The 25,025-nt window shown below is 34.7% G+C and carries 18 protein-coding genes and 1 riboswitch; of the genes, 5 read left to right on the forward strand and 13 right to left on the reverse strand.

The window, feature by feature from the left end:
- Positions 1-294: 294 nt before the first annotated feature.
- A complete protein-coding gene (locus tag ABEG63_RS03310) occupies positions 295-2,253 on the reverse strand; it encodes a heavy metal translocating P-type ATPase (protein WP_346582957.1) in 1,959 nt (652 codons plus the stop codon).
- Positions 2,254-2,298: 45 nt separating this feature from the next.
- On the reverse strand, positions 2,299-2,718 hold the full coding sequence (locus tag ABEG63_RS03315) for a transcriptional repressor (RefSeq protein ID WP_326981932.1): 420 nt from the start codon (positions 2,716-2,718) through the stop codon (positions 2,299-2,301).
- Positions 2,719-3,073: 355 nt separating this feature from the next.
- Between ABEG63_RS03315 and ABEG63_RS03320 the strand changes: the two genes are divergently transcribed.
- The 4 genes from ABEG63_RS03320 to ABEG63_RS03335 all read left to right on the forward strand — a co-directional run bounded on the left by ABEG63_RS03320 (position 3,074) and on the right by ABEG63_RS03335 (position 5,134).
- Complete coding sequence (locus ABEG63_RS03320) at positions 3,074-3,763, forward strand: hypothetical protein (RefSeq protein ID WP_346582960.1); 690 nt, start codon at positions 3,074-3,076, stop codon at positions 3,761-3,763.
- A 45-nt stretch (positions 3,764-3,808) separates the two neighbouring features.
- Positions 3,809-4,420 carry a hypothetical protein gene (locus tag ABEG63_RS03325; protein WP_346582962.1) on the forward strand — a complete coding sequence of 204 codons (612 nt, stop codon included), beginning with the start codon at positions 3,809-3,811 and terminating at the stop codon, positions 4,418-4,420.
- A 100-nt stretch (positions 4,421-4,520) separates the two neighbouring features.
- On the forward strand, positions 4,521-4,775 hold the full coding sequence (locus ABEG63_RS03330; RefSeq protein WP_267405554.1) for a CPCC family cysteine-rich protein: 255 nt from the start codon (positions 4,521-4,523) through the stop codon (positions 4,773-4,775).
- A gap of 113 nt (positions 4,776-4,888) precedes the next feature.
- Entirely contained in the window at positions 4,889-5,134 is a 246-nt protein-coding gene (locus ABEG63_RS03335) for a hypothetical protein (RefSeq protein WP_346582964.1), read from the forward strand.
- Between the two features lie 103 nt (positions 5,135-5,237).
- On the opposite strand, the gene ABEG63_RS03340 is transcribed toward ABEG63_RS03335, so the two are convergent.
- Positions 5,238-6,731 carry a RagB/SusD family nutrient uptake outer membrane protein gene (locus ABEG63_RS03340; RefSeq protein ID WP_346582966.1) on the reverse strand — a complete coding sequence of 498 codons (1,494 nt, stop codon included), beginning with the start codon at positions 6,729-6,731 and terminating at the stop codon, positions 5,238-5,240.
- A gap of 16 nt (positions 6,732-6,747) precedes the next feature.
- Entirely contained in the window at positions 6,748-9,657 is a 2,910-nt protein-coding gene (locus ABEG63_RS03345) for a TonB-dependent receptor (protein WP_346582968.1), read from the reverse strand.
- An 83-nt stretch (positions 9,658-9,740) separates the two neighbouring features.
- A riboswitch (SAM riboswitch) is annotated at positions 9,741-9,838 on the reverse strand.
- A gap of 400 nt (positions 9,839-10,238) precedes the next feature.
- Between ABEG63_RS03345 and ABEG63_RS03350 the strand changes: the two genes are divergently transcribed.
- Positions 10,239-10,646 carry a type II 3-dehydroquinate dehydratase gene (locus ABEG63_RS03350; protein WP_346582970.1) on the forward strand — a complete coding sequence of 136 codons (408 nt, stop codon included), beginning with the start codon at positions 10,239-10,241 and terminating at the stop codon, positions 10,644-10,646.
- A 145-nt stretch (positions 10,647-10,791) separates the two neighbouring features.
- Here ABEG63_RS03350 and pckA read toward each other — a convergent pair whose 3' ends face one another.
- The 9 genes from pckA to ABEG63_RS03395 all read right to left on the reverse strand — a co-directional run bounded on the left by pckA (position 10,792) and on the right by ABEG63_RS03395 (position 25,001).
- Complete coding sequence (gene pckA, locus ABEG63_RS03355) at positions 10,792-12,411, reverse strand: phosphoenolpyruvate carboxykinase (ATP) (RefSeq protein ID WP_346582972.1); 1,620 nt, start codon at positions 12,409-12,411, stop codon at positions 10,792-10,794.
- 128 nt (positions 12,412-12,539) lie between these two features.
- Positions 12,540-13,445: a GYDIA family GHMP kinase gene (locus ABEG63_RS03360; protein WP_346582974.1), complete on the reverse strand. Its 906-nt coding sequence runs from the start codon at positions 13,443-13,445 to the stop codon at positions 12,540-12,542.
- 9 nt (positions 13,446-13,454) lie between these two features.
- Entirely contained in the window at positions 13,455-14,330 is an 876-nt protein-coding gene (fabD, locus tag ABEG63_RS03365; RefSeq protein WP_267405562.1) for an ACP S-malonyltransferase, read from the reverse strand.
- Between the two features lie 50 nt (positions 14,331-14,380).
- A complete protein-coding gene (locus ABEG63_RS03370; RefSeq protein WP_346582977.1) occupies positions 14,381-16,312 on the reverse strand; it encodes a LysM peptidoglycan-binding domain-containing protein in 1,932 nt (643 codons plus the stop codon).
- Positions 16,313-16,350: 38 nt separating this feature from the next.
- On the reverse strand, positions 16,351-17,937 hold the full coding sequence (gene bshC / locus ABEG63_RS03375) for a bacillithiol biosynthesis cysteine-adding enzyme BshC (RefSeq protein WP_346582979.1): 1,587 nt from the start codon (positions 17,935-17,937) through the stop codon (positions 16,351-16,353).
- A 13-nt stretch (positions 17,938-17,950) separates the two neighbouring features.
- On the reverse strand, positions 17,951-19,897 hold the full coding sequence (locus ABEG63_RS03380) for a putative porin (RefSeq protein WP_346582980.1): 1,947 nt from the start codon (positions 19,895-19,897) through the stop codon (positions 17,951-17,953).
- A 43-nt stretch (positions 19,898-19,940) separates the two neighbouring features.
- Positions 19,941-20,621: a hypothetical protein gene (locus ABEG63_RS03385; RefSeq protein ID WP_267405570.1), complete on the reverse strand. Its 681-nt coding sequence runs from the start codon at positions 20,619-20,621 to the stop codon at positions 19,941-19,943.
- 113 nt (positions 20,622-20,734) lie between these two features.
- Positions 20,735-22,150, reverse strand: a complete 1,416-nt coding sequence (locus ABEG63_RS03390) for a RagB/SusD family nutrient uptake outer membrane protein (RefSeq protein ID WP_267405572.1) — start codon at positions 22,148-22,150, stop codon at positions 20,735-20,737.
- 10 nt (positions 22,151-22,160) lie between these two features.
- Positions 22,161-25,001: a SusC/RagA family TonB-linked outer membrane protein gene (locus ABEG63_RS03395; protein ID WP_346582983.1), complete on the reverse strand. Its 2,841-nt coding sequence runs from the start codon at positions 24,999-25,001 to the stop codon at positions 22,161-22,163.
- Positions 25,002-25,025: the final 24 nt, after the last annotated feature.

Below are 25,025 nucleotides of genomic sequence, written 5' to 3' on the forward strand. Positions count from 1 at the left end.
GAAATTTGTTTTTCATGTTAATTTATGATGAAAGTCATTTCTAGTTGATAGATTTTGTTTGATAGTTGAAAGAAGTTTGAGGATGTTTAGGTTTTTCTCTCGCAGATTTTGCAGATAGCGCAGATTTTTAATGATCTGCTGAATTTGCTTTATCTGCGAGAGAATCTTGTTCTTGTCCATTTTTTATTTCCCACAGATTTACACAGATGTTTATTTTTTTCGTAGATTTTGGAGATGGCAAAGATTTTTAGTTTAAAAATCTGTCGAATTTACTTGATCTGCGAGAGAAAATATTTAAAACTTCATTCTCTGAATTCTAACTGCATTTAAGATCGCTAATAAAGCCACACCAACATCTGCAAAAACGGCTTCCCACATAGTTGCCAAACCTCCGGCGCCGAGAGCTAAAACAACTGCCTTGATTCCGAATGCAAGGATAATATTTTGCCACACGATCTTTTTCGTTTGCTTTCCGATATTGATTGCCATTGGAATTTTACTCGGCTGGTCATCCTGAATTACAACGTCTGCTGTTTCAATCGTGGCATCACTTCCCAATCCGCCCATTGCAATTCCGACATCGCTTAAAGCGACAACCGGAGCATCATTCAATCCATCGCCCACAAAAGCTACGGTTTGATTTTTTGCTTTCAGCTCTTTTACTTTGTTCACCTTATCTTCCGGAAGCAGATCGCCAAAAGCATTTTGAATTCCTAATTTTTCTGCAACATGGTGTACAACGGAAGATTTGTCGCCACTAAGCATAGTGGTATTTACATGCAATGCTTTTAATTTTTTTATGGTTAATTCGGCATCCGATTTAATGGAATCTGCAATCGTTAAATAACCCACAAATTTTTGATTATAAGCAACAGCAATTAAGGTATAGACCAGATTTTCAGTATTAATGTCATAATTGATGTTGAACTTATCCATCATCTTGAAATTTCCTACTAATAACTGTTGCCCATTAATCGTTGCTTTTAAACCATGACCCGCAATTTCCTCAACATTTTCAAATTGCAAAGAATGATCAATTTCGCCCACAAAATCATGAATGGCGGTGGCCACGGGATGCGAACTTTTACTTTCAAGCGCATTGACGAATTTTAAAATTTCATCTTTATCAAATTCATTGCTAAAATTTACTTCCTGAACTTTAAAAACGCCTTCCGTCATGGTTCCGGTTTTATCCATTACTACATTTTGAATATTGGCTAAAACATCCAGAAAATTACTTCCTTTAAATAAGATTCCGTTTCGGCTTCCCGCTCCGATTCCTCCAAAATAGCCTAAAGGAATAGAAATCACCAAAGCACAAGGACATGAAATTACCAAAAATACCAATGCTCTGTACAGCCAATCTCTGAATTGATAATCAGAAACAAAAAAATAAGGCAACAATGTAATTCCAATCGCTAAGAAAACCACAATCGGGGTGTATATTTTAGCAAATTTTCTGATAAAAAGCTCGGTGGGTGCTTTTTGGGCAGTGGCATTCTGCACTAATTCTAAAATTTTACTCAGTTTGCTGTCTTTGTAAGCCGTTGTCACTTTTACCAGACTTACTGTATTTAGATTGATCATTCCTGCGAGAACGTTTTCTCCTTTTATCTTCGTATCGGGTTTACTTTCCCCGGTTAAAGCAGCGGTGTTGAATGAAGCATTTTCAGATAACAATTCGCCATCCAAGCCTAGTTTCTCTCCTGATTTTAACTGAATGACTTCTCCGATATTCACTTTTTCGGCCTTAACTGTCTGTGGTTTTCCGTCTTTTATAACGGTAACCTCATCGGGACGCTGATCGAGTAAAGATTTGATATTAGTTTTTGCTCTGGTAACTGCAATCGCCTGAAACACTTCACCTACAGAATAGAAAAGCATCACCGCTACGCCTTCCGGATATTCGCCAATAGCAAAAGCTCCAACAGTTGCGATACCCATCAGAAAAAATTCAGAAAAAACATCCCCATTTTTAATGCTTTCAAAAGCTTCTTTTAAAACAGGCAAACCTACAGAAATATAGGCTACGAGATACCAAACCAGACGAATCCAGCCGGTAAACCAATCGGGTTTTATATAATTGTCTAAAGCGATTCCAATTAATAACAAAGCAAAAGAACCCATCGCAGGAAGAAACATCTGAAATGTAGATTTATCTCCTACATCATGCGAATGCCCGTGATCATGATCGTGGCCTTCGTGGTTGTGGTCATGCTTTTTTTTAGGTTTTGTACTGCAACATTCTTCCATAACTTAAATATTTTACTCAAAGTTAAGGCGAAACCCAATGCAATACTATTGCAAACTTTCGAGACAGTTTTCACAGATTCCTTTTGCAAAAAGTCTGATTTCATCGATCCTGAAATTGGTCTGAATATTTTCAGGAACCGAAATATCTTCTTTACAGGTGGTCTGTTTGCAGATTTTACAGTAGAAATGAAGATGCCAGTCTTTGTGGGTACTTTCATCACAACCATCGTGACAAAGTTTGTATTTCGTCGTGGTATTTTCCTGAATTCCGTGAACAATTCCTTTTTCTTCGAAAGTTTTCAGTGTTCGGTAAATTGTAGTTCGGTCTGCATTTTCAAAATGATTTTCAATTTCAGACAAAGACAGCGCGGCTTCCTGAGAACTTAGAAAATCATACACCAAAATCCTCATGCTTGTGGGTTTTGTGTTTTTGTCGATCAGCTTATTTTCGATGTCTGCTTTCATGTTGCAAGGAATTTTGGTATAGTAAAGGTAAGAGTTTTTAACAATTAAGTTAACATGATATGAATATGTAATCGTAATATAAAAATCTCTTGTTCGGGAAATTATTTTTTTATAATTTCGCAGCAGAAACACAAATTCTACCCATCTCTACCCACTTTTAAATTTGCTTTATTTAAAAAATAAGCTGATGCTGCATTTGATAATTAGTATACTTCCTTAAACATCTAGGGATATAAATAAAAAAATAGGAGCTCACGCCCTTACACAAGGTTTCCTTGCCACAGTACAAGGAGGAAACTTTTGGGGTGGAGCACTAAGTGGTGCATTTGCCAGTGCTTCTGGTGATTTGCTGGGTATGGCAACAGATAACTTAGGAGCTAACAATATATTAAGAAGTGATGCATTTGCATTATTTAACGGAGCTGTTAGTGGTGGTGTGGGTTCTGTACTTGGAGGTGGAAACTTTTGGATGGGTGCAGGCCAAGGATTGGTTGTTACTGCTTTTAATTTCTTGGCGCATAGAATTGATATTACTAATAAAATACGAACAAGAATTAATAAATATTATAATAATACTAGTGTAGCAGATGCTTCAGTAAAGGAAATTTTTTTAAATGATCTATCACAAATTTTTCCAGAGATTTATAATGTAAGTGCAAAAAATTTTGCTATAGCAAATGAACAAAACTTAACCGACTTTAACAATAATACGGGAACAGATTACGTACTTAAGGATAACAAGTTATTAAGCAACGGAGGAACTGGTGATCCTGTAAACGGAGGAACATCTATGGGAGATGGCATCGTTTTAATTTCTCCACATCGAATGAGAACAGCATTAGGCTTTGCTGCAACTTGGTATCATGAAGGAATACATTCTATACATACAGTTACAGGAATGTATCAAGCTTGGAAAGCAAAATACGGAGTAGCAGAAGCTACCAGAATAACTGAATTTTATGCTCACAGTATGACAGATGGAATATCAGGAGTAAATATGAAATTTTCCGCTGCATTCAGTAGCAGATATTATCCATCAATATAATATATTCAATCACTATTTTCATCATTTTTAAGACCCTAGAATAATATGAAAAAGATAGCACTAACTTTATTTTTAATCATAAATAATTTAAATTCACAAATTTACAATATGAATGTAATTACTAAAAATATTGAAGATAAACATCTCACAGTAAGAATTAAAAACAATAGTAAAAAAACATTATTGCTTTATAGCGGATTATTTGAGACTAATTTTAAAATAATAGATAATGATGGTAAAGAAAATATTGGAGAAGTAACAAGTATATACTCAGGAGAAGATTATCTAGATTATCAATTTGACTACAGTAAAAGTTTAATAAATAAAACAATGAAAAAATATTCCTTATCTTTTAGAGAAGCGATATTATATTTACATTATAAAAACAAATACATATTAATTCCATCTAATTGTACAAAAGATATTGACTTACCAATAATTACTAATAGTAACACAATGGAATATAAATTAGATTCTACAAAGTCTTACTTTTTATCTGCATCTACAACATTTTCTGCAGAATACATTCCTCAATATGTAAAAGATTCATTAATGTCTGAAAATATAGAAATTATAACTCCTAAAATTAATTTCTGTAAAATAAACGTCAATATAAATAAGTTCTTTAGAAAATATAAGGATCACTATATTAAATAATAAAAGGCAACCTTTTTACTACTCTATGATATGCTAAAATTTATTTTTAAATCATTCTTACATCCTAAATAAGTTATTATTTATAAGCGATTATAATCATATGGAAACTAAAAAATATAGTAAATTCTCGTGCCCATGTTGCGGATATCATACTCTTGAATACAAGGCTGATAATACGTTTCAAATATGTCCGGTATGTTATTGGGAAGATGATGGAGTACAACTTCATGATATTGATTATGATAGTGGAGCAAATAATGTAAGCTTAAGAGAGGCAAAAATTAATTTTAAAAAGTATGGCGCGATAGAAAAAAGATTTATAGAATTCGTTAGACCTCTTTTAAAAGAGGAATAATATTACACATAAAGACTTTCCGAAAATTTTGGATAGCCTTTTTTATCAGAACAAAATAATCTCTTTAAATTTATATTTTATTTAAAATCGCTAAGATTATTCAAACAATGAAAATGAAAATAACAATCCATAACTGCAGCGACGAAAAAATGTCTATAATAAAAGAACCTGAAGCTTTAGAAGCATTTATTGAACCTAATAATGAAATAAAAGTTGAGACCAACGAAGAGGAAGAAAACATCTATCTAAATGTGGGTAAAAATGATGATGGAACTATTTACGTTCAAATTTGGGATGCTCTAAAAACACGATACAAAATTTACCACCAAGGCAAAAATATGTTTGAAGATTACTTATAGGTATACAATCTTTAAGTGAATACTTTCATTTATTACATCACTAATCATAAAAAAGGCTGTCCTCTAATTAGGGCAGCCTTTTTAAAAATTTAAAAAACTAATCCTACAAATTCGGATTATTCTCCACTTCCTTCTGTGGAATCGTGAACAAATAATACTTGCTATTCGGAGCAAAAGAAGACTGATCAGGAAAAGCATAAATCGTGTGCCCTCTTCCGGCAACATTTTTCACTGTTCCGTCGGGCGTGGTGATTTGTACCTGAATCGAAGAACCATCTGCATTGGTAAAAGGTTTTCTTATGACTGTTCCCTGCGTTCTGATGATGTCGGATAAAGAAAATCCTTCGCCGAACAATTCTTTTCTTCTTTCAATTAAAACCTCTTTAATCACATCATTTTGAGCTAAAGAACCTGAATATTGATTAGCATTTCTCGCCGATTTCAATTGGTTTAAAACAGTTACTGCATTGGTTACATTTCCATTTTTGGCTTCGGCTTCGGCTTCAATTAAGTACATTTCGGCCGCTCTCATATAGACGATATCGGCAATTAAATTGGCTTTAAATTTAAATTTAGCATATCTCAAGAGCCCTTCCCTACCCGGAAGTCCGTCCCATGAAAAGAGAGAATAACGAATATCATTGGTATCAAACAAATCTTTAAAATAAGGATCTGCCATGAAGCTGTAATAATAACTTCCGGAAGACGAAACATCTAAAAAGTGGAAGGCATAACTCTCGCTAGACTGCTCTTGCGTTTGCCCGTGACCCCAAATCCATTCTCCGTTGCTGATGTCGTTGAAACCTTCTTTATATTTTTCAGCAGTCATTAAAGCATACCCGTTTCTTGCTACTTTTGCGGCAGCGGCAGCTTTTGCCCAATCTCCTGTATTCAGATAGGTTCTTGCCAACAATCCGTTCACTACCGATCTGTCGATTTTATCTTTATTGTTTCTCGTGTAATTTTGAAGCAATTGATCTGCGTCTGTTAAATCACTTTTAATCAGCGTATAAATTTCTTCTAACGTTGCTCTTTTATTCGGCTTAGATTCAGTAGTTGTAGGTTCTGTATAGATTGGAGCGGTTAATGCTGTTTTATCTTTCAAATAACTAAACTGATAAAAACTCGCCAAATTCAGATAACAAAAAGCACGAAGCGTCTTTGCCTGACCTTTTACCTGATCTTTTTTTGCCTGACTTCCCTCTGCCACATCAATTCTGGTAATCACATTATTCATATTATTAATGGTAGAATACAGCAAACTCCAAATGAAAAGAGCACGACTTCCGGTGTTATTACTCAAATCTGAAAATGTATAAGCCGTTGGAAACCCGTATTTATTGGTTAAAACCGCCACATCACTTCCCATCGCATCACTCGTTCTCAGTACGGTTGAATATCCGATGTTGGAATATGTTGTTCCATCATCATTAAATTTCGCCCAAGTTCCGTTGATCACCGTTTCGGCATTATCAGCCGTTTTAAAAACTTCTGCTTCGTTAGCCTGATTGGTCGGCGCCGTTTCCAACTCGCTTTCACAGCTCACCAGAGATAAGGTCGCGATAATGGCAAAAGATAGATATTTTATTTTTTTCATTGTTTTAATTTTAAGATTAAAGAGTTGCCTGAAGTCCGAAAGTGATGGTTCTCATCGCCGGATATCTGTAATACGTTGTTCCATCCAATGATTGCTCAGGATCCATTCCTTTATGTTTGTAAAACGTGAGTAAATTTTCCCCCTGAACATACACTCTGAAGTTTTTCAAGCCCAATTTTTCAAAATAATTCGATGGAAGTGTGTATCCGATACTTACATTTTTCAATCTTGCATACGTTGCAGAATATAAAAATCTCGATGAGGTTGAAGTCCAGTTATTGGTTGTTGTGCTCAAAATAGGAACATCCGTATTTGTATTTTCAGGAGTCCATCTATTGACCATTTCAGCACTCCATGCACGTCCTGCCAAATTTCCGTTTGACATGATGGAGGTATAATCGGTATCCAAAATCTTTCCTCCCAATCTAAAAGTCAGTAAAGCGGAAAGGTCGAAGTTTTTGTAATTCAAGCTTGTCGTTAATCCACCCATTAACTTCGGAAGTGCCGAACCCTGAATTTCTCTTGCCGCTTTAGCGTATTCAGAAGTGGTACCTTCCACCGTTTGTCCGTTGGCATCTGTTGTAATTGTTTTCCACAAAGGTTTTCCGTTAGTTGGATCCACGCCTACCCAAGTCGGAAGATAGAAATCGTAAACCGAACCACCCACAGTTAATAATTTTGTTCCGCTGATGATAGAAGGCTGAGGAAGTTTTGTGATCTTGTTGTTTAATGTACTTAAATTTACATCAACATTCCATTGAAAATCGTCGGTCTTTACAGGTGTTGTGAATAATGAAAATTCAAAACCGGTATTCTGCATCGTTCCGATATTTGCCTGGAATCCTGTAAATCCTAAAGACGGCGCCAAAGGCATTTCAAAAAGTAAATCCTGACTTTCACGCTTGAAATATTCTACATTACCTTTAATTCTGTTGTTCAGAATCGCAAATTCAAGTCCGATATTTAAATTAAGATTCGTTTCCCATTTCAAATTTGGTGTCGGAAGACTGCTTGCAACGGTTCCTGCTTCTCCTAAATTGTTGTAAAATCGATATAAACTCTGATAAGCATAATAGGTTTTAAGCTTGTCATTTCCCTGACCTCCGTAACTTGCACGTAGTGTCAGCTGATCGAATATATTTAAATCTTTAATAAAATCTTCACTCGACGCTTTCCACGAACCACCGACAGACCAAAACGTTCCCCAACGGTTATCTTGAGAAAATCTCGAAGAAGCATCTGACCTTACCGATCCTGAAATGAAATATTTATTCTGATAATCGTACTCCGCTTTACCTAAGAAACTTAGCAATCCCAACTGATCGCTGTTTCCTGTGAAACCACCCAATAAAGCTGCAGCGTCTGGTTCATAATAATACGGAAGTGAAAACTGAGATCTGTTTCCGGAAATCGTCTGATATTCATAATGATAAAACTCCTGCCCTGCTAATAAATTCACGTGATGCTGACCGAATTTTTTATCATAAGTTAAAATATTACTTGTGGTATAAGAGAGCGTTCTGGAATTTGTTTTAGTGACCGAACCGCCAATTTCAGTTCCTTGCCCTAACAGAGAATTAGTGTAATAATGACCGTTATAATTCACCAAATCAACTGAAAAACTAGTCTTAAATTTCAATTCTGGCAAAAACGTAAACTCAGCAAACCCCTTTCCTGAAAAGTTATCTTCTCTGTTTTCGTTTTTATCTAAAGGTAAAGTTGCTGCTAAATTCTGATTTTGTAAAGCGCTTGTTGGTCTGTATTTTCCGAAATCATAAATATAATTTCCGCCTGCATCCAATTTATAACTTCCATCTGTATTTCTTTCATAGTAAGGATAAAATGAAGGAATAATACGCCCGACATTGATAATATTTTCAGAACTTGAATCCGAAGAAGCGGGAGCCAATTGAACGCTGTTGGTAAAGCTTAAATTCGCACCAACATTCAGCCATTTTTTAACTTCAGAATTTAATTTTAATCTTGTACTGTATTTTTTGAAACCAGATTCTATGGCAATTCCTTTATCATCAAGATACCCTAACGAGAAATAGTAATTACTTTTTTCGTTTCCGCCGCTGAAATCCAAATCAACCTGATTTCTAGAAGCCACACGCTGAAGAACATCTGCCCAATTGTCATTCCACAAAGCTTTTGCACCTGCTAACAATTTTCCGTCTGTTCCTACAGGTTTTGCAAAACTGGCTCCGTAAGGATTGATTCCCAAAGCATTCACCAAACCGTCTGTTGCCATCTGAGCCGCCTGCTGTGGAGCAATATTATTCGCAACATAGCCGTTTCTCATTGCCTCCCAATACAATTCAAAATACTGATCGGTATTTACCTGAGCATAATCTTTCACCGCTCTCGAAGAAAAACCCTGACTGATATTAAAATTGATCTTTGATTCTCCTTTTTTACCCGATTTTGTCGTAATGATGATTACTCCGTTTGCCCCTCTCGAGCCATACAAAGCACTTGCAGAAGCGTCTTTCAGTACACTCATCGATTCAATATCATTTGGACTGATGGTGTTGATATTTCCATCAAAAGGAAGTCCGTCTACCACATACAAAGGATCGCTTGAAGCACTTATTGAGCCAATCCCACGAATACGAACCGAAGCTACAGACCCTGGCTGGCCAGAAGCACTCACCGCTTGAAGCCCGGGAACCTGACCTTCCAAAGCTTTTGTAATATTGGTAACCGGTCTGTTGTTAATTTTATCACTGGAAATTGTGGAAACCGAACCTGTATAGCTATTTCTTTTCGCTTTTCCATACGCCACAACAACTACTTCGTCTATCTCTTTTTCCTTCAGGGTATCTTTTTTTATTTCCTGACCTTGTACTCCGATAATTCCTAGGAAAAATACCGCGACAGGTGGAATCCAAATCTTAGAATTAAATGAATTTTTATTAATCATAATCAATTTTGTTTAACATTAATTAAAAATCAACCTTTTACAAAAAAGACAACAACAAGCACCAATAAGTAGGATTAAATTATTGCTTATCTTTCCTTTTTAAGGCTGAATGTAACACCTTGCCCAAAGCAGGTTGTTAAGATTTCATAGGGTCAGTTCCCTCCATCTTTCTTTATAAGCCGATCGAAATATGGTTGCAAATCTAAAAACAAATAGTCTACAAAACAAGTAGACTTTAAAATTTTTGATTATAATTTTATGAAAATTAAGTTAAATTTATTTTAAAAACCACCAAAATAGACAGTTATACAAATTATTAAATTTTCAAATATGAGAAATATCATTAAAAATAATACAATGGATAATTTTCCCTTTAGACTACATTAAACTCAAAATGTAATACATATGACCATCGTCACTTCGAGTAGATTTTTACAAAAAAAATCGTATCGAGAAGTTTTGCTGTGGAAATAGAATTTGTGTTTCTGTTCACTGGTTCTCGATACATTTTTATCCGCTTCGCTGCGAAAAACACTCGAAATGACGGAGAGAAATTCAAAAAAAGTTTTTAATTTTATGTTATGAAAATTTTAATTGTAAACGGTCCTAATCTTAATCTGTTAGGTACGCGAGAACCAGAAATTTACGGAACGGTAACGATGGAAGATTATTTAGAAAAATTACAATCTGAATTTTCTACGCATGAAATATCTTATTATCAATCAAATATTGAAGGTGAATTGATTAACCGTCTTCAGAAAGATGATTTTGATGCTTTGGTAATTAATCCGGGAGCATTTACGCATTATTCTTATGCCATTGCTGATTGCTTAAAAAATATTCAGAAGCAGAAAATCGAAGTTCACATCAGTAATATTTACAAGAGAGAAGAATTTCGTCAGAAGTCTGTGACGGCAGCAAATTCTGATGCCGTTTTATCCGGTTTTGGAATGGATGGATATCGATTGGCAATTTTGAGTTTGAAGTAATAGAAAATGCTTCGACAGGCTCAGCATGACAATTCTAATACTAACTGTGTAATTATTTAACACTCTATTTTTAGCGATGTCATGCTGAGCCTGTCTAAGCATCTCAAGCATAAAAAAAGCCTCATCACTGATGAGGCTTCCTAATTTAGTTAATTGCTTGTTGCTGTAACTGAGGACCCGAAGCAATAAGCTTTTTACCCTCTTCGGTGTTACAATATTGTTCAAAGTTTTTGATATATCTTGAAGCTAAGTCTTTCGCTTTTTCTTCCCATTCAGAAACTTCGTTATATGTATTTCTTGGATCTAGGATGCCTTCAGAAACGTTTGGTAATTCTGTAGGAACTTCAAGATTCATAATTGGAATTCTTGTTTTCGGAGCATTTTCAATAGATCCATCGATGATAGAATCAATGATTGCTCTTGTATCTTTCAAAGAAATTCTTTTTCCTGTTCCGTTCCAACCTGTATTTACCAGATACGCTTTAGCACCATGTTCTTTCATTTTACCGATCAATGTTTTTGAATACATTGTTGGGTGCAATGTTAAAAACGCTTCACCAAATGCAGGCGAGAATGAAGGCTGAGGTTCTGTAATTCCTCTTTCTGTTCCGGCTAACTTTGAAGTATAACCGCAAAGGAAGTGGTATTGTGCCTGATCTTCATCCAACACAGAAACCGGAGGCAATACTCCAAAAGCATCTGCAGAAAGATAAACAATCTTGCTCGCGTGTCCTGCTTTTGAAGGCAAAACAATCTTATTAATATGATAAATCGGATAAGAAACTCTCGTATTTTCTGTGATAGATCCGTCTGTATAATCAGTAATTCCGTCGTGAATCACTACGTTTTCAAGAAGTGCATCTCTTTTGATCGCTCTGAAAATATCCGGTTCTTTTTCTTCAGAAAGATCGATTACTTTTGCATAGCAACCTCCTTCATAATTAAATACTCCATTGTTGTCCCAACCATGCTCATCATCACCAATCAGATATCTTTTCGGATCTGCAGACAAAGTAGTTTTTCCTGTTCCTGAAAGACCGAAGAAAAGAGCAACATCTCCTTCTTCACCTACATTTGCAGAACAGTGCATAGAAGCCATCCCTTTCAAAGGAAGGTAATAATTCATCATGGCAAACATCCCTTTCTTCATTTCTCCACCGTACCAAGTTCCTCCAATGATCTGAAGTTTTTCGGTAAGGTTGAACATCACGAAGTTTTCAGAGTTTAATCCCTGCTCTTCCCAGTTCGGGTTTGTAGTTTTAGATCCATTGATTACTGTGAAATCCGGTTCTCCAAAGCTTTCCAACTCATAATGAGAAGGACGGATGAACATATTCGTAACGAAATGTGCCTGCCACGCTACTTCAACGATGAACCTTACTTTTAATCTTGTATCTGTATTCGTTCCGCAGAATGCATCTACAACATAGATTTTTTTAGCATCAGAAAGTTGGTTCAGCACTAAGTCTTTACAAGACTGGAAAATTTCCGGAGATGTTGGCAAGTTTACTTTACCGTCCCAAAAAATCGTGTCTTTTGTAACATCATCCTGAACTATGTACCTGTCTTTAGGTGAACGACCTGTGAAAATTCCTGTTTTTACTGATACTGCACCAGATTCCGTAAGCTCAGCTTTCTCAAAGCCCTGATTTTCAGGAGAAACTTCAGCCTGATACAATTCTTCATACGAAGGATTATAAATGACTTCATAACTTCCTTTAATCCCTAATTTTTCTAAATCCTGGATGATTTTAGCGTGTTTCATTTTACTTATATTTTCTATTTCAATATTGGGGTTCAACAAAATTAATATTAATTAATTGTTAAAAGTGGTTTAAATATAATGATATAAGTCAGAATGGCAAATAAAAAAACAAGTTTGTAACAAACTGATTACAAACTAATTAAATCTTTCCAATTGAAAATTGTGCGAAAACCTTTCTCCCAAAAATAGTCCTCAAAGCCATCAAATTTTGAGCTCATGACAAAATCTCCACCCCAGGCTCCCAAACTTTTCACAAAAACAGGGATATCTGCAAAGAAACGCTCTCTAACTGTAGGAATTTCAAGGAATTTCGAAATTTGTTGCTCATGAATTAACATTAGTTCAGAAAAATTCCCCAATTCGTTACATACTAAAATATTTCTTGTAAGATTCGAAAATTCATCAACCAGTTTTTGAGACTTTGTTTTAGACTTGTAAAAATTGATTCCTTGACGGCTATCCTGCTTCTGATTCAAATGAATAAAAATCAATTCATCTTTAAAAGAAGGATTGAAATTCGTCCGTTCATATGTAATCTCAGGTTTGCTTTGAAACAGCACTGCAGATTTCTCTTTTGCCACCGCAATATCATATCCGCTGCCACCTAAACTGATTGAATTTAAACGAAAAGGATCGATCTCTGCCCATTCCGCAAGATTGGTCATCAGCGTAGAACTGCTTCCCAAACCGTAATCTGCAGGAAACTGAAGGTTGGTTTTTAAATGATAAGTAAAATCGTTCTTGAATTTGATTGTAGAAAGTGACTGAACATTTTTTAAGGTTTTTAAAATAAATTCAGCACTTGAAGTAATATTGGTCTCAATGATCTGCCAGTTTTTATAATCGATGACAGCTTTTAACCATAATTTGTTTTGATGATAGGCCTCCCAGAAAATAAGAGATTTCCCATCGTATTTTTCTTCAAAATAAAACTCTTGTCCCAGCTTGGTAGGTACCGCTAAGACAAGAGCTCCATCCATTGCGAAATATTCTGAAGTAAGCATCAGCTTTCCCGGTGAAAATATCTCGCCCATATTTTTTATTTAGATTGCAGAAGCAACAGATACAGACCCGTCGATTTTCTTGATCAATCCCTGAAGGGTTTTCCCAGGACCCACTTCAATGAAGTTATTAGCCCCGTCTTTGATCATATTCTGAACAGACTGCGTCCATTTTACAGGACCTGTTAATTGTGCAATAAGATTATTTTTAATCTCATCAGGATCAGTAATCGCTGTAGTCGTGATATTCTGATACACAGGAATTGTTGCTTTTCTGAATTTTGTTTTTTCAATCGCAGAAGCTAATCTCTCTTGTGCAGGCTGCATTAAAGGAGAATGGAAAGCTCCATTTACAGGTAGCAATAATGCTCTTTTTGCTCCGGCTTCTTTTAATTTTACGCAAGCTTCTTCAACTGCTGTTGTTTCACCGGAAATTACCAATTGCCCGGGACAGTTGTAATTTGCAGGAACCACAATACCGCTGATTGTAGCACAAATTTCTTCCACTTTAGCATCTTCCAATCCTAAAATTGCCGCCATAGAACTTGGGTTGGCATCACAAGCCGCCTGCATTGCTTTTGCTCTTTCGGAAACCAGCTTCAAACCGTCGTCAAAAGATAAAACGCCATTGGCAACCAATGCTGAAAATTCTCCTAAAGAATGTCCTGCCACCATTTCAGCGCCAAGACCATTCACCGCTTTAAGAGCCGCTACTGAATGTATAAAGATCGAAGGTTGCGTAACCTCAGTTTTCTTAAGATCCTCATCCGCTCCATTAAACATAATAGAAAGAATATCGAAACCTAAAATTTCATTGGCAGATTCCATTAAGTCCTTAATGTCTTTTCTAGAATCATATAATTCTTTTCCCATTCCTACGAACTGAGAACCCTGCCCAGGAAATACAAGTGCTTTCATTTAGTAATTTAAAATATTTTGTAAATATAAATATAATGTTAATAATATCCTTACGGAACTAATCTGATTACTCTATAACCAGTATTTACATAAGCACCATTTGCTTTGGCTTTTACAAACTCAAACTTGGTAGCCAGCTGAGTCTGAACCTTATTCATCTGTTTGAAAATTTCTCCTTTTTTATTTTCTCTGGTTAACATATCGTTTACAACATCGAAACCAACAATAGCATATTTAGGAGGTGTTTTACAATATTTGCCCTTATAAGCCGCCAGAATTTCTTTTTCAAAACTTCCATCGGTATTGATCTTTCTGTCCATCAAATAAACCAAATTCGCCTGGCTAAGGTCATCTACTTTCTTTTCAAAGCTTGGAGCATAATACATACTGAATGCTTTTACTCCCTGAACTTCTTTAGACAAAGCGATCACTTTATTAGAGAACGCCTCACCCGCCGCGGAATCTGCATTGGCTAAAATCGCGATTACCGGAGCAGACTGTCCTGTCATCATATTTTGATCTAGTTGAATATCTGCTGCAGAATTCACGATCGTTACTGTTGGACTTTTTAATGTTTTTTCAAGACCTGCTTTAATGTAGTTGGCATTTTCTTTTTTAGCATCTGCAACAACATAGATTTTTTGGTCTGAATAAGAAGCTTTCACTTCCTCAACAATTTTATCAGCATAAGTTTGATCATTCGTTTCAACGATAATCAAATTGCTGTAGTTATATAATTCCGGAGAGTTGGCAAAAGGTGCCACAATCGGGATTTTTTGATTTTTAGTAAAGTCAAGAACATCTACCACATTCGACTTGAAGAACGGACCGATAATTAAATCTGTATTCTCAGGATGCAATTGCGTTAAAGAATTTCTGAATGTTGCCTCGTTTCCTGAATCTACAATTTTAACCTCAAGTTTCTGTCCGTTTCTAGCATTTCTTTCAATCGCTAACTTCGCTCCCGTAAGGAAATCCATAGCCATTGCTCTGTACTGCGTTTCGTTGGTACTGTATCCGAAAGGAAGCATCAATACAACACTTAGCGCATCACCATTTTTCTTAACGTAAGCAGGATCCAGCTTTTTAATCTTTAAAACCATTCCAGTTTTTAAACCATGAGAAAGATCTGGGTTTAATGCGATTAATTCATCAATTGAAATTCCGTATTTATTCACAATTGAGAATACGGTATCACCTTGCTGAACGGTATACGTTACAAAATCATCAGCAGTTGACGTAGCATTGGCTGAAGATCTTTCGTTTCCTGAATCTACTTTTGTTTTTGAATTAGAAGAAGATTCAGCAACCGGAGCTGCATTTGATTTTTTTATGATAATACTTTCTCCAGGCTTCAATCCTTTTTCCTCCAATCCCGGATTCAAAGCGAAAAGTTCCTGCTGAGAAATATTAAACTGTTTTGAAATTCTGTAATAATTATCTTTTGCCTGAACAACATAGTTTTCACCATCCGCAATCGGAGTTGGAGTTTCTACTGTTGACTGTTCTACAGGTTTAGGTGTTGAAACTGCTGCTACAGCCTGCTCGCCACCATATTTTTTAATACTTTCAAGAGGTAAAGTGATCTCGTCGCCAATCTTCATGTGAGAATCCAGCTCAGGATTCATTTTTCTAAGATCAGTTTCAGAAATACGGTATTGCTTTGTAATTCCGTAGATCGTTTGTTTAGGCTGCAAAACAATTTTTCCAACCTGCGAAGTGCTGGTTGCTTTTGGTTTTTCAACAACAGCCGCTTTAGGAGCTGAAGTTGTAGTTTTATCGCTTTTTACCGATAAAACATCACCAATTGCCAATTTGCCGTCTTTAAACTTCGGATTCATTTTCAGCAATTCATCTACAGTCATGCCGTATCTTTTTGCAATATTATAAGGATTGTCTCCTTTTGCAACAGTGTGCGATTTCTGAGCAGATACACCCAAAACCATACATAAACTGGATAGAATAAAAAACCTCTTTATCATATTCGATAATTATAATTTACAAAAATACTTCTTTAAAATTAAATGGCAACAATTATTAATTTTGAATCTTGAACCACCATTTCTTCCCAACAATTTTCAAGCCACGCATATCCATAATCTGCGAAGAACACGCTAAAATTATAAACCCTTTCCTGCCAGGTTTTAGAAGGATGTACATCTAAAAACAGATTTTCTAGTCTTTCTAACATTTCGCTCTGTTTTATTTTTTCTGCGTGAAGAAGACGTTTTTTCAGTCTTTTGAATGATTTTAACTGTCGAACTTCCTCCGCTTTCACCATATTTCCGAAAGATTTCTCCGTAGTTTCTGCAATAGTTCTTAATTCAGCGAAATGAGTCATTAGAAGATTTTCCTTTTCATCCAATAATTTCAGAATAGTATTATCGTCTAATATTTTGTTATTCGTAATCGTTGTGAAATTCTGGAAAAAGTCTTCTACTTTCAAATTCAATTTCTCGATTTTTCCAACTGTTTTTTCTTTCAGGAATAACATTGAATTTCGAGGAATTAAAATTGGAAAAGGAATATTGATGGTGTTGAAATAATCTTTTAATTCCAACCAATACATGATTTCGGCATTACCTCCGATATAAGCTAAATTCGGCAACACCGTTTCCTGATATACCGGACGCATCAATGCATTCGGACTAAATTTCTCAGGATGATTTTCAAGCTCATTAAGAATTTCTTCTTCTGTAAACTGAATATTTTTGTCTACAATCGTATATTTTTTTCCGTCAAAATCAATTCTGTCTCTTGTTTCAGAAAGATAAAACAAATTAATTTCGCGCGGATTTACCTGCACTTTCCCGTATTTCTTTGTTAAAAAATCAACTTTCTCTTTTGAGTTTTTATGTAAACTAAAATTAAGAAGTTCATCTTTAAAAGTTGCTTTAATTTGATTTTTAAGCGCCGAAGAATCGCCATCCAAAATCAACAAACCAAAGTTTGAAAACAATCGGTTCACCAAAATCTGAATCGCCTGTGTTAAAGTATTTCCAACTTTATAGGCTTCTTTCAGCATTAAAATTAATTCAGTTCCGAAAACAGAATCTTTAAATTCCTTTTCAAATTCAGAAATAAAGAAGGTATCATTTATATCAATTCTCCCAACTGCACCACCCGATTTTTCGTTGATCTCGTAATAATTATTCTCTGTTTTAAAATGATTGATCTCCGCAAAATCATGATCTTCTGAAGCCATCCAATAGATAGGAACAAAATTGAAATCCGGAAAATTTTCTTTTAAATAAGAACAGGTTTTAATCGTCTGTAAAATTTTATACACGAAAAAAACGGGTCCGGAGAATAAATTTAACTGATGCCCTGTGGTGATCGTAAAAGTATTCGGTTGCTTTATATTATCTATATTTTCTTTTTGCTTCGAAGAAAGTTCAAGATGAGAAAGCTGTCTTTCTAAAACATCTGAAAGAACATTTCTTTGCTCTGAAGTAAAAGAATACTGTTTTTTGTGAATTTGATTTTTAAAATGATCTAAAGAAAATGTGTTTTCTTCAAATCCCTCAATTTTTTGATTTAGAAAATCTTTAACCAATTGAGGAATGCTTTCTATATCGTTAAATGATATTTTATTTATAGTTTTCAACCTGATGTAAGTTTTAGTTGAACATATACCACACAATTCCGATGTTTAACCTAAAATCATAAACCGGATAGTGCGGAAATGCGTACGCTTTATTATTTGAGATAGCCGATCCCACTTGCTGACCTTCAATAAAGAAGAACATTTTTTTAATTTTCATATTAAAATAAATGTCTACCATAGGCTGTCCACCGATAGAGAAGGAGCCGGAACCCGGCAAAATGTATTCGTTAATGATTGGAAGGTATTCTCTTGTTGCAAACTTCGAGAAATAATAAATTTTGACACCTGTTTGTACTTCTGCAGCTTTCTTAAACCATTTTCCTTGGTAGAAAATATTGGCTCTACCAATGAAACTTGGCATCGGATAAAGATCTTTATTTGATAAAGCATTCTGAAACTGCAATCTTGTATTCAAATGGAAATTTCCGTAGCTAAATGTAGCATCGCCTCCAATTTGAGAAATATTAAGAGAACTTTCGCTTTGTTTTGGCTGTGCGCTACTGTCGAAGTATGTGTAATTATCAATTCTGAAATAGTTGGCAAACAATTCGGTTTTGAACCATTTTAAATTGATATTTCCTCCAATCTCAGTGATCGACTGGTTTTTCGCATCCTGCAGATAATAATTAAATCTATTATAGATCGAAGTATTCAAAAGATAGTTGAAACTTGGATAAACGCTTTGGAAATTCACCTTCGCATTTACAAAATAATCTTTGATAGGTTCAAATCTTAAATTATTGGTCGTTTTTAGATAATTCCCAAATTCGCTTCCTTTTGAAAATTCCAAGAATGAATTTAAATGAATTTTGTCAAAAAGTTTAACCTCTAAATTTCCAACGGCACCTAATCTATTTTCTTTAAGCTTTGTTGGATAAGCTACATCGTTGATTGTAATTCCGTTTTCTAAACCAAATTCAAGCATTTGATAACGAACTCCCGCATCCAGTTTCAAGTTTTCTTTATCAAAAACCAAACTTACCGTATTGCTTAAATTATTTGAAAATTTCTGAGTTCCCAACGAGTACCCATTTACCAACTCATTGGCATTTGTATACCAATATCCTTCCAAAGCATTCTGATGATAGAAATATTTATTTCCCTGATGAAAAATCGTGTGTCTTATTCTGAACGGAAATTTTTCCGCAGTGAAAGGCGTAAACTGATGGCTTAAATAATATCTTCGGTAAGAAAACTGCGAACTCGATGACGATAGATTGATTTGCATATTCTGTCGGTTACTTGAATTGCTGTCACCATCCTGGAAAAGATCATCTCTGGTAATTCCTCCGTTCTCCTGATTATTTACGTTTTGATGTAAATAGTGGGCAAACAATTCATAATTTCCGCTTTTGGAAATATAATGCCCCGAAAATAAAGTATTGTTATTGGCAGCCAGTGAATTTCTATAAAGCCCCTGAGAACGAAGTCCCATATACTCCACTGCAAAATTGAATCTTTTACCAATATTTTGAGTATAAGTAGATTTCAGTGCAGCTCCGTTTTTCATTGTATTATGATAGATAAAAGTTGCCGTCGGTGTTTTTACATCATAATATTGGATATCATTAATCCCTAAAATTCCATACGATTTATTGGTCGGAAGCAAGGATAAGTTCTGCTCTGCATTCACTTCAAATGACAAAGGATTGAATCCTGCTCCTACATTGGCAAATTGCGCTCTCCCAAAATTATCTTTATTGTTGTATTGCGTAAAGATATAAGTCTTGTCAAATGACATAACAGTATCAAACACCTTCTTTTCAGAAAATTGTGTCTGATACTGATAATCATTGATTGTTGGTTTAAATATTTTTAAGGAATCTTTCTTCCCCGAGTCTATCACCAGTGTATCTTTCTCAGCTATTTTTTTATCCAGCCTGTTGGAGTCTGTCTTATTAATTACCTGAGCGTGAGCGATAGAGGCGAAGAAAGTTATTATAAGAAATATGTATTTCATTTTTTGCTTTTGTAAGGCAAAAATACATGTTTTTTTATAATTACTATTTATTAATAAAATCAAATAATTTTATCAAATCAGCTTCTTTGCTGAAATTAATTTTATTAGACTTTACAAAGTCTTTTACACTTTTTTGGTCCAGAGAAAGTAAGCCTGACAATTCTTCTATATTCTTAGAAAGTTTATAGAAATTACTTCCATTAGAAACTAAATATAAATCTTTTTCTTTAGCATAATAATCATTAGCATCTTTACCGTAAGCATTTGGACTTTTCTCTCCTGGCATTAATTCCACTTTCTCTCTTTTAAACAAACCATACTTTCCATCCTTTTTACTTAAAAGAACAAGATATCCAACTTTAGTATTTCCTAAATAATCATATTTTTTTACAATATAAGTTTTATTCAACGATGGAAAATTTATCACAGTTCCTTCTACTTTATCAATATAATAGGTTTCATTATTATTAGAGAATTCCATCTCATCAGCATAAGCATTATACCTAAGATCCTGTACATTTTTAGAGTAGCCATCAATAGAAACCTTATCAAATTTTTTTCCATTAGAATAAGGATTACCATCTACTATATATTCACCACTTTTAACTCTTTTCCCTAAAGTAAAAATCCTATCACTGGACATAAAAACATTATCATTTCCTGTTTGAGCGAGAAAAGAAGTAGTTGCCAATGGCAAACATAAAATTAAAAATATTTTTTTCATATTGAACTTTTATATATACATGTAAAGATAATAATTTTCCTTGATGAATTTTCATAAAAAAAACCGCTAATAGCGGTTTTTTTTATGAAAATGATTATTAACAAATCATTAAATTAGTTATCATAACCAGGATTTGATTGAACAGCTCCTACATTAGTTTCTGATAAAGGAATAGGGAAAGCATTTAATAAGATACTTGTACTAGCACCTGTTGGTCTTGGTACAGCATCGCCCCATCTTCTTAAATCCCATTGTCTTAAACCTTCTCCAAGAAGTTCTCTTGCTCTTTCTTTTTTAAGTTCTACAATATCCACAGTTGTAGCAGCAGCTAAACCTCTATTTTGGCGAATCAAATTTAAGTAAATTAAAGCTTGAGATTGAGTTCCTCCATTAATTTCAGCTTCTACGCCATCTAATAAAACCTCTTCATAACGAAGCATTTTTATATTATCAGCACCAGAAGCATTCATATATTTACCTCTAGTTGTACCATTAGCAGCCAAATATGATAAATAACTCGTTCCTGAAGCTGTAGTTATAAGGCTCTTTCTAACATCTGTAGTAGTAGCCCCATACAAATCATTTGCAACACCAGCTTTAAGCACGACATTACCATAACCTCCATTACTTAATTTATGTCTATATGAAGCAGTTCCTAATGCAGAAACGTTTCCAACTGCCAATTCAAACATAGAGTTTGGTGAAGAACCATTCTTAGCAAAATCATAGCTTCCTGCAAAATCTGCCGCTGGTATAACACTATAACCTCCAACTGCAACAATTTGGCTTACTAATTGTCTAACTCTTGCGTAGTCTCCCTTGTAAAGATAGAATCTAGCCATTAATCCTTTAACAGCAGACAGAGATAAAGCAGTTCTGTCACTTGTTTTTAAATCATAATCGCTATTATCGGCCATTAATTGTACTGCTTTGTTAAAATCAGCCGCAATTTGTGCTTCCGTTTCTGCAACAGTACTTCTTGCCTGCTTAGCTTTAGGATCATATTTTAATGGTAATACAGCTCCTAAAGAAGTTGTGGAACCAGTATATTGCTGACCATATAAACGTAATATATCAAAAAAACCTAAAGCTCTGATAGCATAAGCTTGTCCTTGTAAAAAACTAGCGTATTCTTGATCATCAGAAGTAAATCCGGAAAAGTCCGTATTAATTACAACGTTTGCAATACCAACAGTTTTATAAATTTGATTCCAAGTATCTCGTGAATAAGCATCAGAAGAAGTCATTGTATAATTCTGTACATTCTGATAATATCCGCTCGCCAAATTACTATACATTACATCAGATCTTACCTCTCCAAATGCCAAGAAATCACAACCATAATAATAACGAGATCTCATCTGAGCATATCCCCCTCTTACAAAAGATTCAACTTCCTGAACTGACTTTAATTGCCCCTGTTCTACTTCTTCATAGAATTGTCTATCTACAAAATCATCACTACAAGAGACAGAAACTGTTAAAAGTCCTATAGATAGCAATGCTATTTTTAATATTTTATTTTTCATTTTTTATTTTTTAAAAACTTAGATTAACACCAAATAAGAACGACTTCAATACCGGTAAACTTAAATTTGTGTATCCCGCAATATTTGTTTCAGGATCAAATTTTAATTTCTTATCAAATCTGTAGGTCCATGCATTATTAGCCATTGCATATACTTGAACAGAATTTAATCCTGAACCCTTTAAGAAATCACCCGTGAATGTATATGCAACTCTCGCATTACTTAAACGAATATAATCTGCGTCATATAAAAATCTAGTTGATGCTCTGTTTGAAAGTTTGTTACCACCGTATACAGGTTTAGGATTTGATGCTCCCGTATTAGTTGGAGTCCAATAATCACCAATTACGTCACCATATCCAGGATAGTTATATGAATATTGTCCATCAGAATATAGGTAGCTTGACCAATCATCATATATTTTCCCTCCAAAACCATAAGTAAATTGAAGATCTAATGAGAACCCTTTATAAGATAAACTCGTATTAGCACCTCCAAATATGTTACTCAAGAAAGATCCTTGGACAGCTTGTTGAGCTTGGTTATAATTATTGGTCGTTGCACCATCAACACCATTTACATACCAAAGCGGATCTCCATTAGAAGGATCTACGCCTGCCCATTTTCTTAGATAGAAAGTTCTTACACCTTCACCAACTCTAAGTGTTGTTGTTGAACCATTTACCGTACCTCCATATAACTCCGTAACTTCATTATTAAGAGTTGAAAGGTTACCACCAATAGACCAATTAAGTTGGTTTCTATCACCTTTAATGATATCAGCATTAACAGCAAATTCAAATCCTTTATTTACTAATGTTCCTACATTGTCTACGTAGAATGCACTTAGTGGACTATCTGGGTTATTAACCCCTTGCGCACCAGATAAAGGTATATTATAAATTAGATTTTTAGTTTTCTTATTATAATATTCAGCTGTTACTGTCAATCTATTATTGAAGAATCCTAAATCAACTCCTACGTTAAACGGATTAACTGTTTCCCAAGATAAATTTGGATTATATACTCTATTAATAGAAGCCGCAGCATAGTCATTATAGTTTGTTGTATAAGAATATGTTGCATAAGGATTAGCATCGATTTGATTTCCTAATTTACCATAAGATGATCTAAACTTCAACATAGAAATTGCTCCTATATTTTTTATAACCTCAAATCTAGCTACATCTAACCCGACACCTACAGACCAAAAATCCCCAGCCTTTTGACCTGGTACGAATTGAGATAAGATATCACGTCTGTATGAAGCATCAACTAAAACTAATTTATCATAATCATAATGACCTGTAGCAGCATACCCGTAACGTGAAGTTAGACCTCTTTCTCCTCCATATCCAAAAGGAACAATGAAGTTTGTTAAAGTTTGTAATGTTGGAGTACCAACAGTAATTCCTGTTGCTGTAAGATATTTTTCATCTTTTTTGTAAGCTTCCTGAATTAATGAAGCACCAACATTATGCTTATCAAATCTATAGTTAAAATCTAATATGTTTTGGATGTTAAAATTAAAATAACGTCCCATACCTGTTTTTTGATAACCTCCATAATTATATCCATCACCATGTAAAGGATTCCAATAAGTATCTTCTTCTATATTTATATATTCTGGAGAGAAAACAAATCTATAAGTCAGATTTTTTAAAATTTTATATTCTGCATTTAAATTAGCAAACGCTCTGAAAGTACCTGCTTTCACATAATTTAAATCTTGAAGAGCTGCAGGGTTAAAGTTACCGTTGCTTAACCTTCCAGTAGCTCCTCCAAAATACCAACTACCATCTGCATTTCTAACAGGATCTGTTGGTCTGTTAAAATACTGAGCCAAAATAGGATTTGAAAATGCCCCTCCATCGCTTAGTGTACTAATCTTACTATACGAAAATTGGAAGTCTGTACTAATTTTTAATTTGTCTGTAGCTTGATAAGCTAATCTATTAGTAAATGCTAATCTGTTAAAATATGAATTTTTAACAACACTTTCTTGATTGAAATAGTTCAAAGAAGAATAATACGTGAATTTATCATTTCCACCAGACACACTAAAATCAGCATTTTGCTGGTAACCATATTTTTGAGTTTCCTTTTGCCAATCAGTACTATATGGAGAATTAAAAATAGCAGCTGGACCTGTTCCTAACTCACCTCCTTTTATGTCATCAACAGTAATTGTCTCATCATAATAATTTGAGAATCCTTCTGCGACATAGCTTTTCCACTCATCAGCAGTGAAAGCTCTGTGAGGTTTAACTGCTCTATCATTGAAACCACTACTAAAACCTAAATTAAACTTAGGCTTTCCTTTTTTACCAGATTTAGTTGTAATTACAATAACCCCAGCTCCCGCATCAGCTCCATATACTGCCGTTGAGACAGCATCTTTAAGAACTGTAACGTTTTCAATATCGTCTGGATTTAGAGAAGCTAAGACATTCGAAGTTGTATTTTGTCTTGATAAATCTCCTGATGCTATTCTAACTCCATCAACAATATAAATAGGAGAAGTCACCCCATTGATTGAAGAAATACCTCGAACACGCACAGACGCCATACCTCCTGGTTGTCCAGAAGCATTTCCTGTTTGCACCCCAGCTACTCTACCTTGAAGCATTTTATCTACAGAAGCTACAGGAACATCCTCGATAGCTTTTGCTGACATGGTACTTACAGATCCTGTCAATTCCTGAACTGTTTTCTTCTGACCAAATCCTACCATTACTACTTCCTCAATCTGAGTTTCTTTAGCAACTGTATCCTTCTTGGATTGTGCGTAAGCTGTTTGCCCTAAAAAGAACAACGCCCCAGCACTTAATACACGTAGTTTAACATTCATATTAACAAATTTTAATATATTTAA

Source organism: Chryseobacterium sp. C39-AII1, from assembly GCF_039672645.1.
Lineage (GTDB): Bacteria > Bacteroidota > Bacteroidia > Flavobacteriales > Weeksellaceae > Chryseobacterium.

Bases quoted from the DNA above. Each gene is read 5' to 3' on its own strand.
- ABEG63_RS03310 (WP_346582957.1), bottom strand. From the start codon at position 2,253: ATGGAAGAATGTTGCAGTACAAAACCTAAAAAAAAGCATGACCACAAC.
- ABEG63_RS03315 (WP_326981932.1), bottom strand. From the start codon at position 2,718: ATGAAAGCAGACATCGAAAATAAGCTGATCGACAAAAACACAAAACCC.
- ABEG63_RS03320 (WP_346582960.1), top strand. From the start codon at position 3,074: ATGGCAACAGATAACTTAGGAGCTAACAATATATTAAGAAGTGATGCA.
- ABEG63_RS03325 (WP_346582962.1), top strand. From the start codon at position 3,809: ATGAAAAAGATAGCACTAACTTTATTTTTAATCATAAATAATTTAAAT.
- ABEG63_RS03330 (WP_267405554.1), top strand. From the start codon at position 4,521: ATGGAAACTAAAAAATATAGTAAATTCTCGTGCCCATGTTGCGGATAT.
- ABEG63_RS03335 (WP_346582964.1), top strand. From the start codon at position 4,889: ATGAAAATAACAATCCATAACTGCAGCGACGAAAAAATGTCTATAATA.
- ABEG63_RS03340 (WP_346582966.1), bottom strand. From the start codon at position 6,731: ATGAAAAAAATAAAATATCTATCTTTTGCCATTATCGCGACCTTATCT.
- ABEG63_RS03345 (WP_346582968.1), bottom strand. From the start codon at position 9,657: ATGATTAATAAAAATTCATTTAATTCTAAGATTTGGATTCCACCTGTC.
- ABEG63_RS03350 (WP_346582970.1), top strand. From the start codon at position 10,239: ATGAAAATTTTAATTGTAAACGGTCCTAATCTTAATCTGTTAGGTACG.
- pckA (WP_346582972.1), bottom strand. From the start codon at position 12,411: ATGAAACACGCTAAAATCATCCAGGATTTAGAAAAATTAGGGATTAAA.
- ABEG63_RS03360 (WP_346582974.1), bottom strand. From the start codon at position 13,445: ATGGGCGAGATATTTTCACCGGGAAAGCTGATGCTTACTTCAGAATAT.
- fabD (WP_267405562.1), bottom strand. From the start codon at position 14,330: ATGAAAGCACTTGTATTTCCTGGGCAGGGTTCTCAGTTCGTAGGAATG.
- ABEG63_RS03370 (WP_346582977.1), bottom strand. From the start codon at position 16,312: ATGATAAAGAGGTTTTTTATTCTATCCAGTTTATGTATGGTTTTGGGT.
- ABEG63_RS03380 (WP_346582980.1), bottom strand. From the start codon at position 19,897: ATGAAATACATATTTCTTATAATAACTTTCTTCGCCTCTATCGCTCAC.
- ABEG63_RS03385 (WP_267405570.1), bottom strand. From the start codon at position 20,621: ATGAAAAAAATATTTTTAATTTTATGTTTGCCATTGGCAACTACTTCT.
- ABEG63_RS03390 (WP_267405572.1), bottom strand. From the start codon at position 22,150: ATGAAAAATAAAATATTAAAAATAGCATTGCTATCTATAGGACTTTTA.
- ABEG63_RS03395 (WP_346582983.1), bottom strand. From the start codon at position 25,001: ATGAATGTTAAACTACGTGTATTAAGTGCTGGGGCGTTGTTCTTTTTA.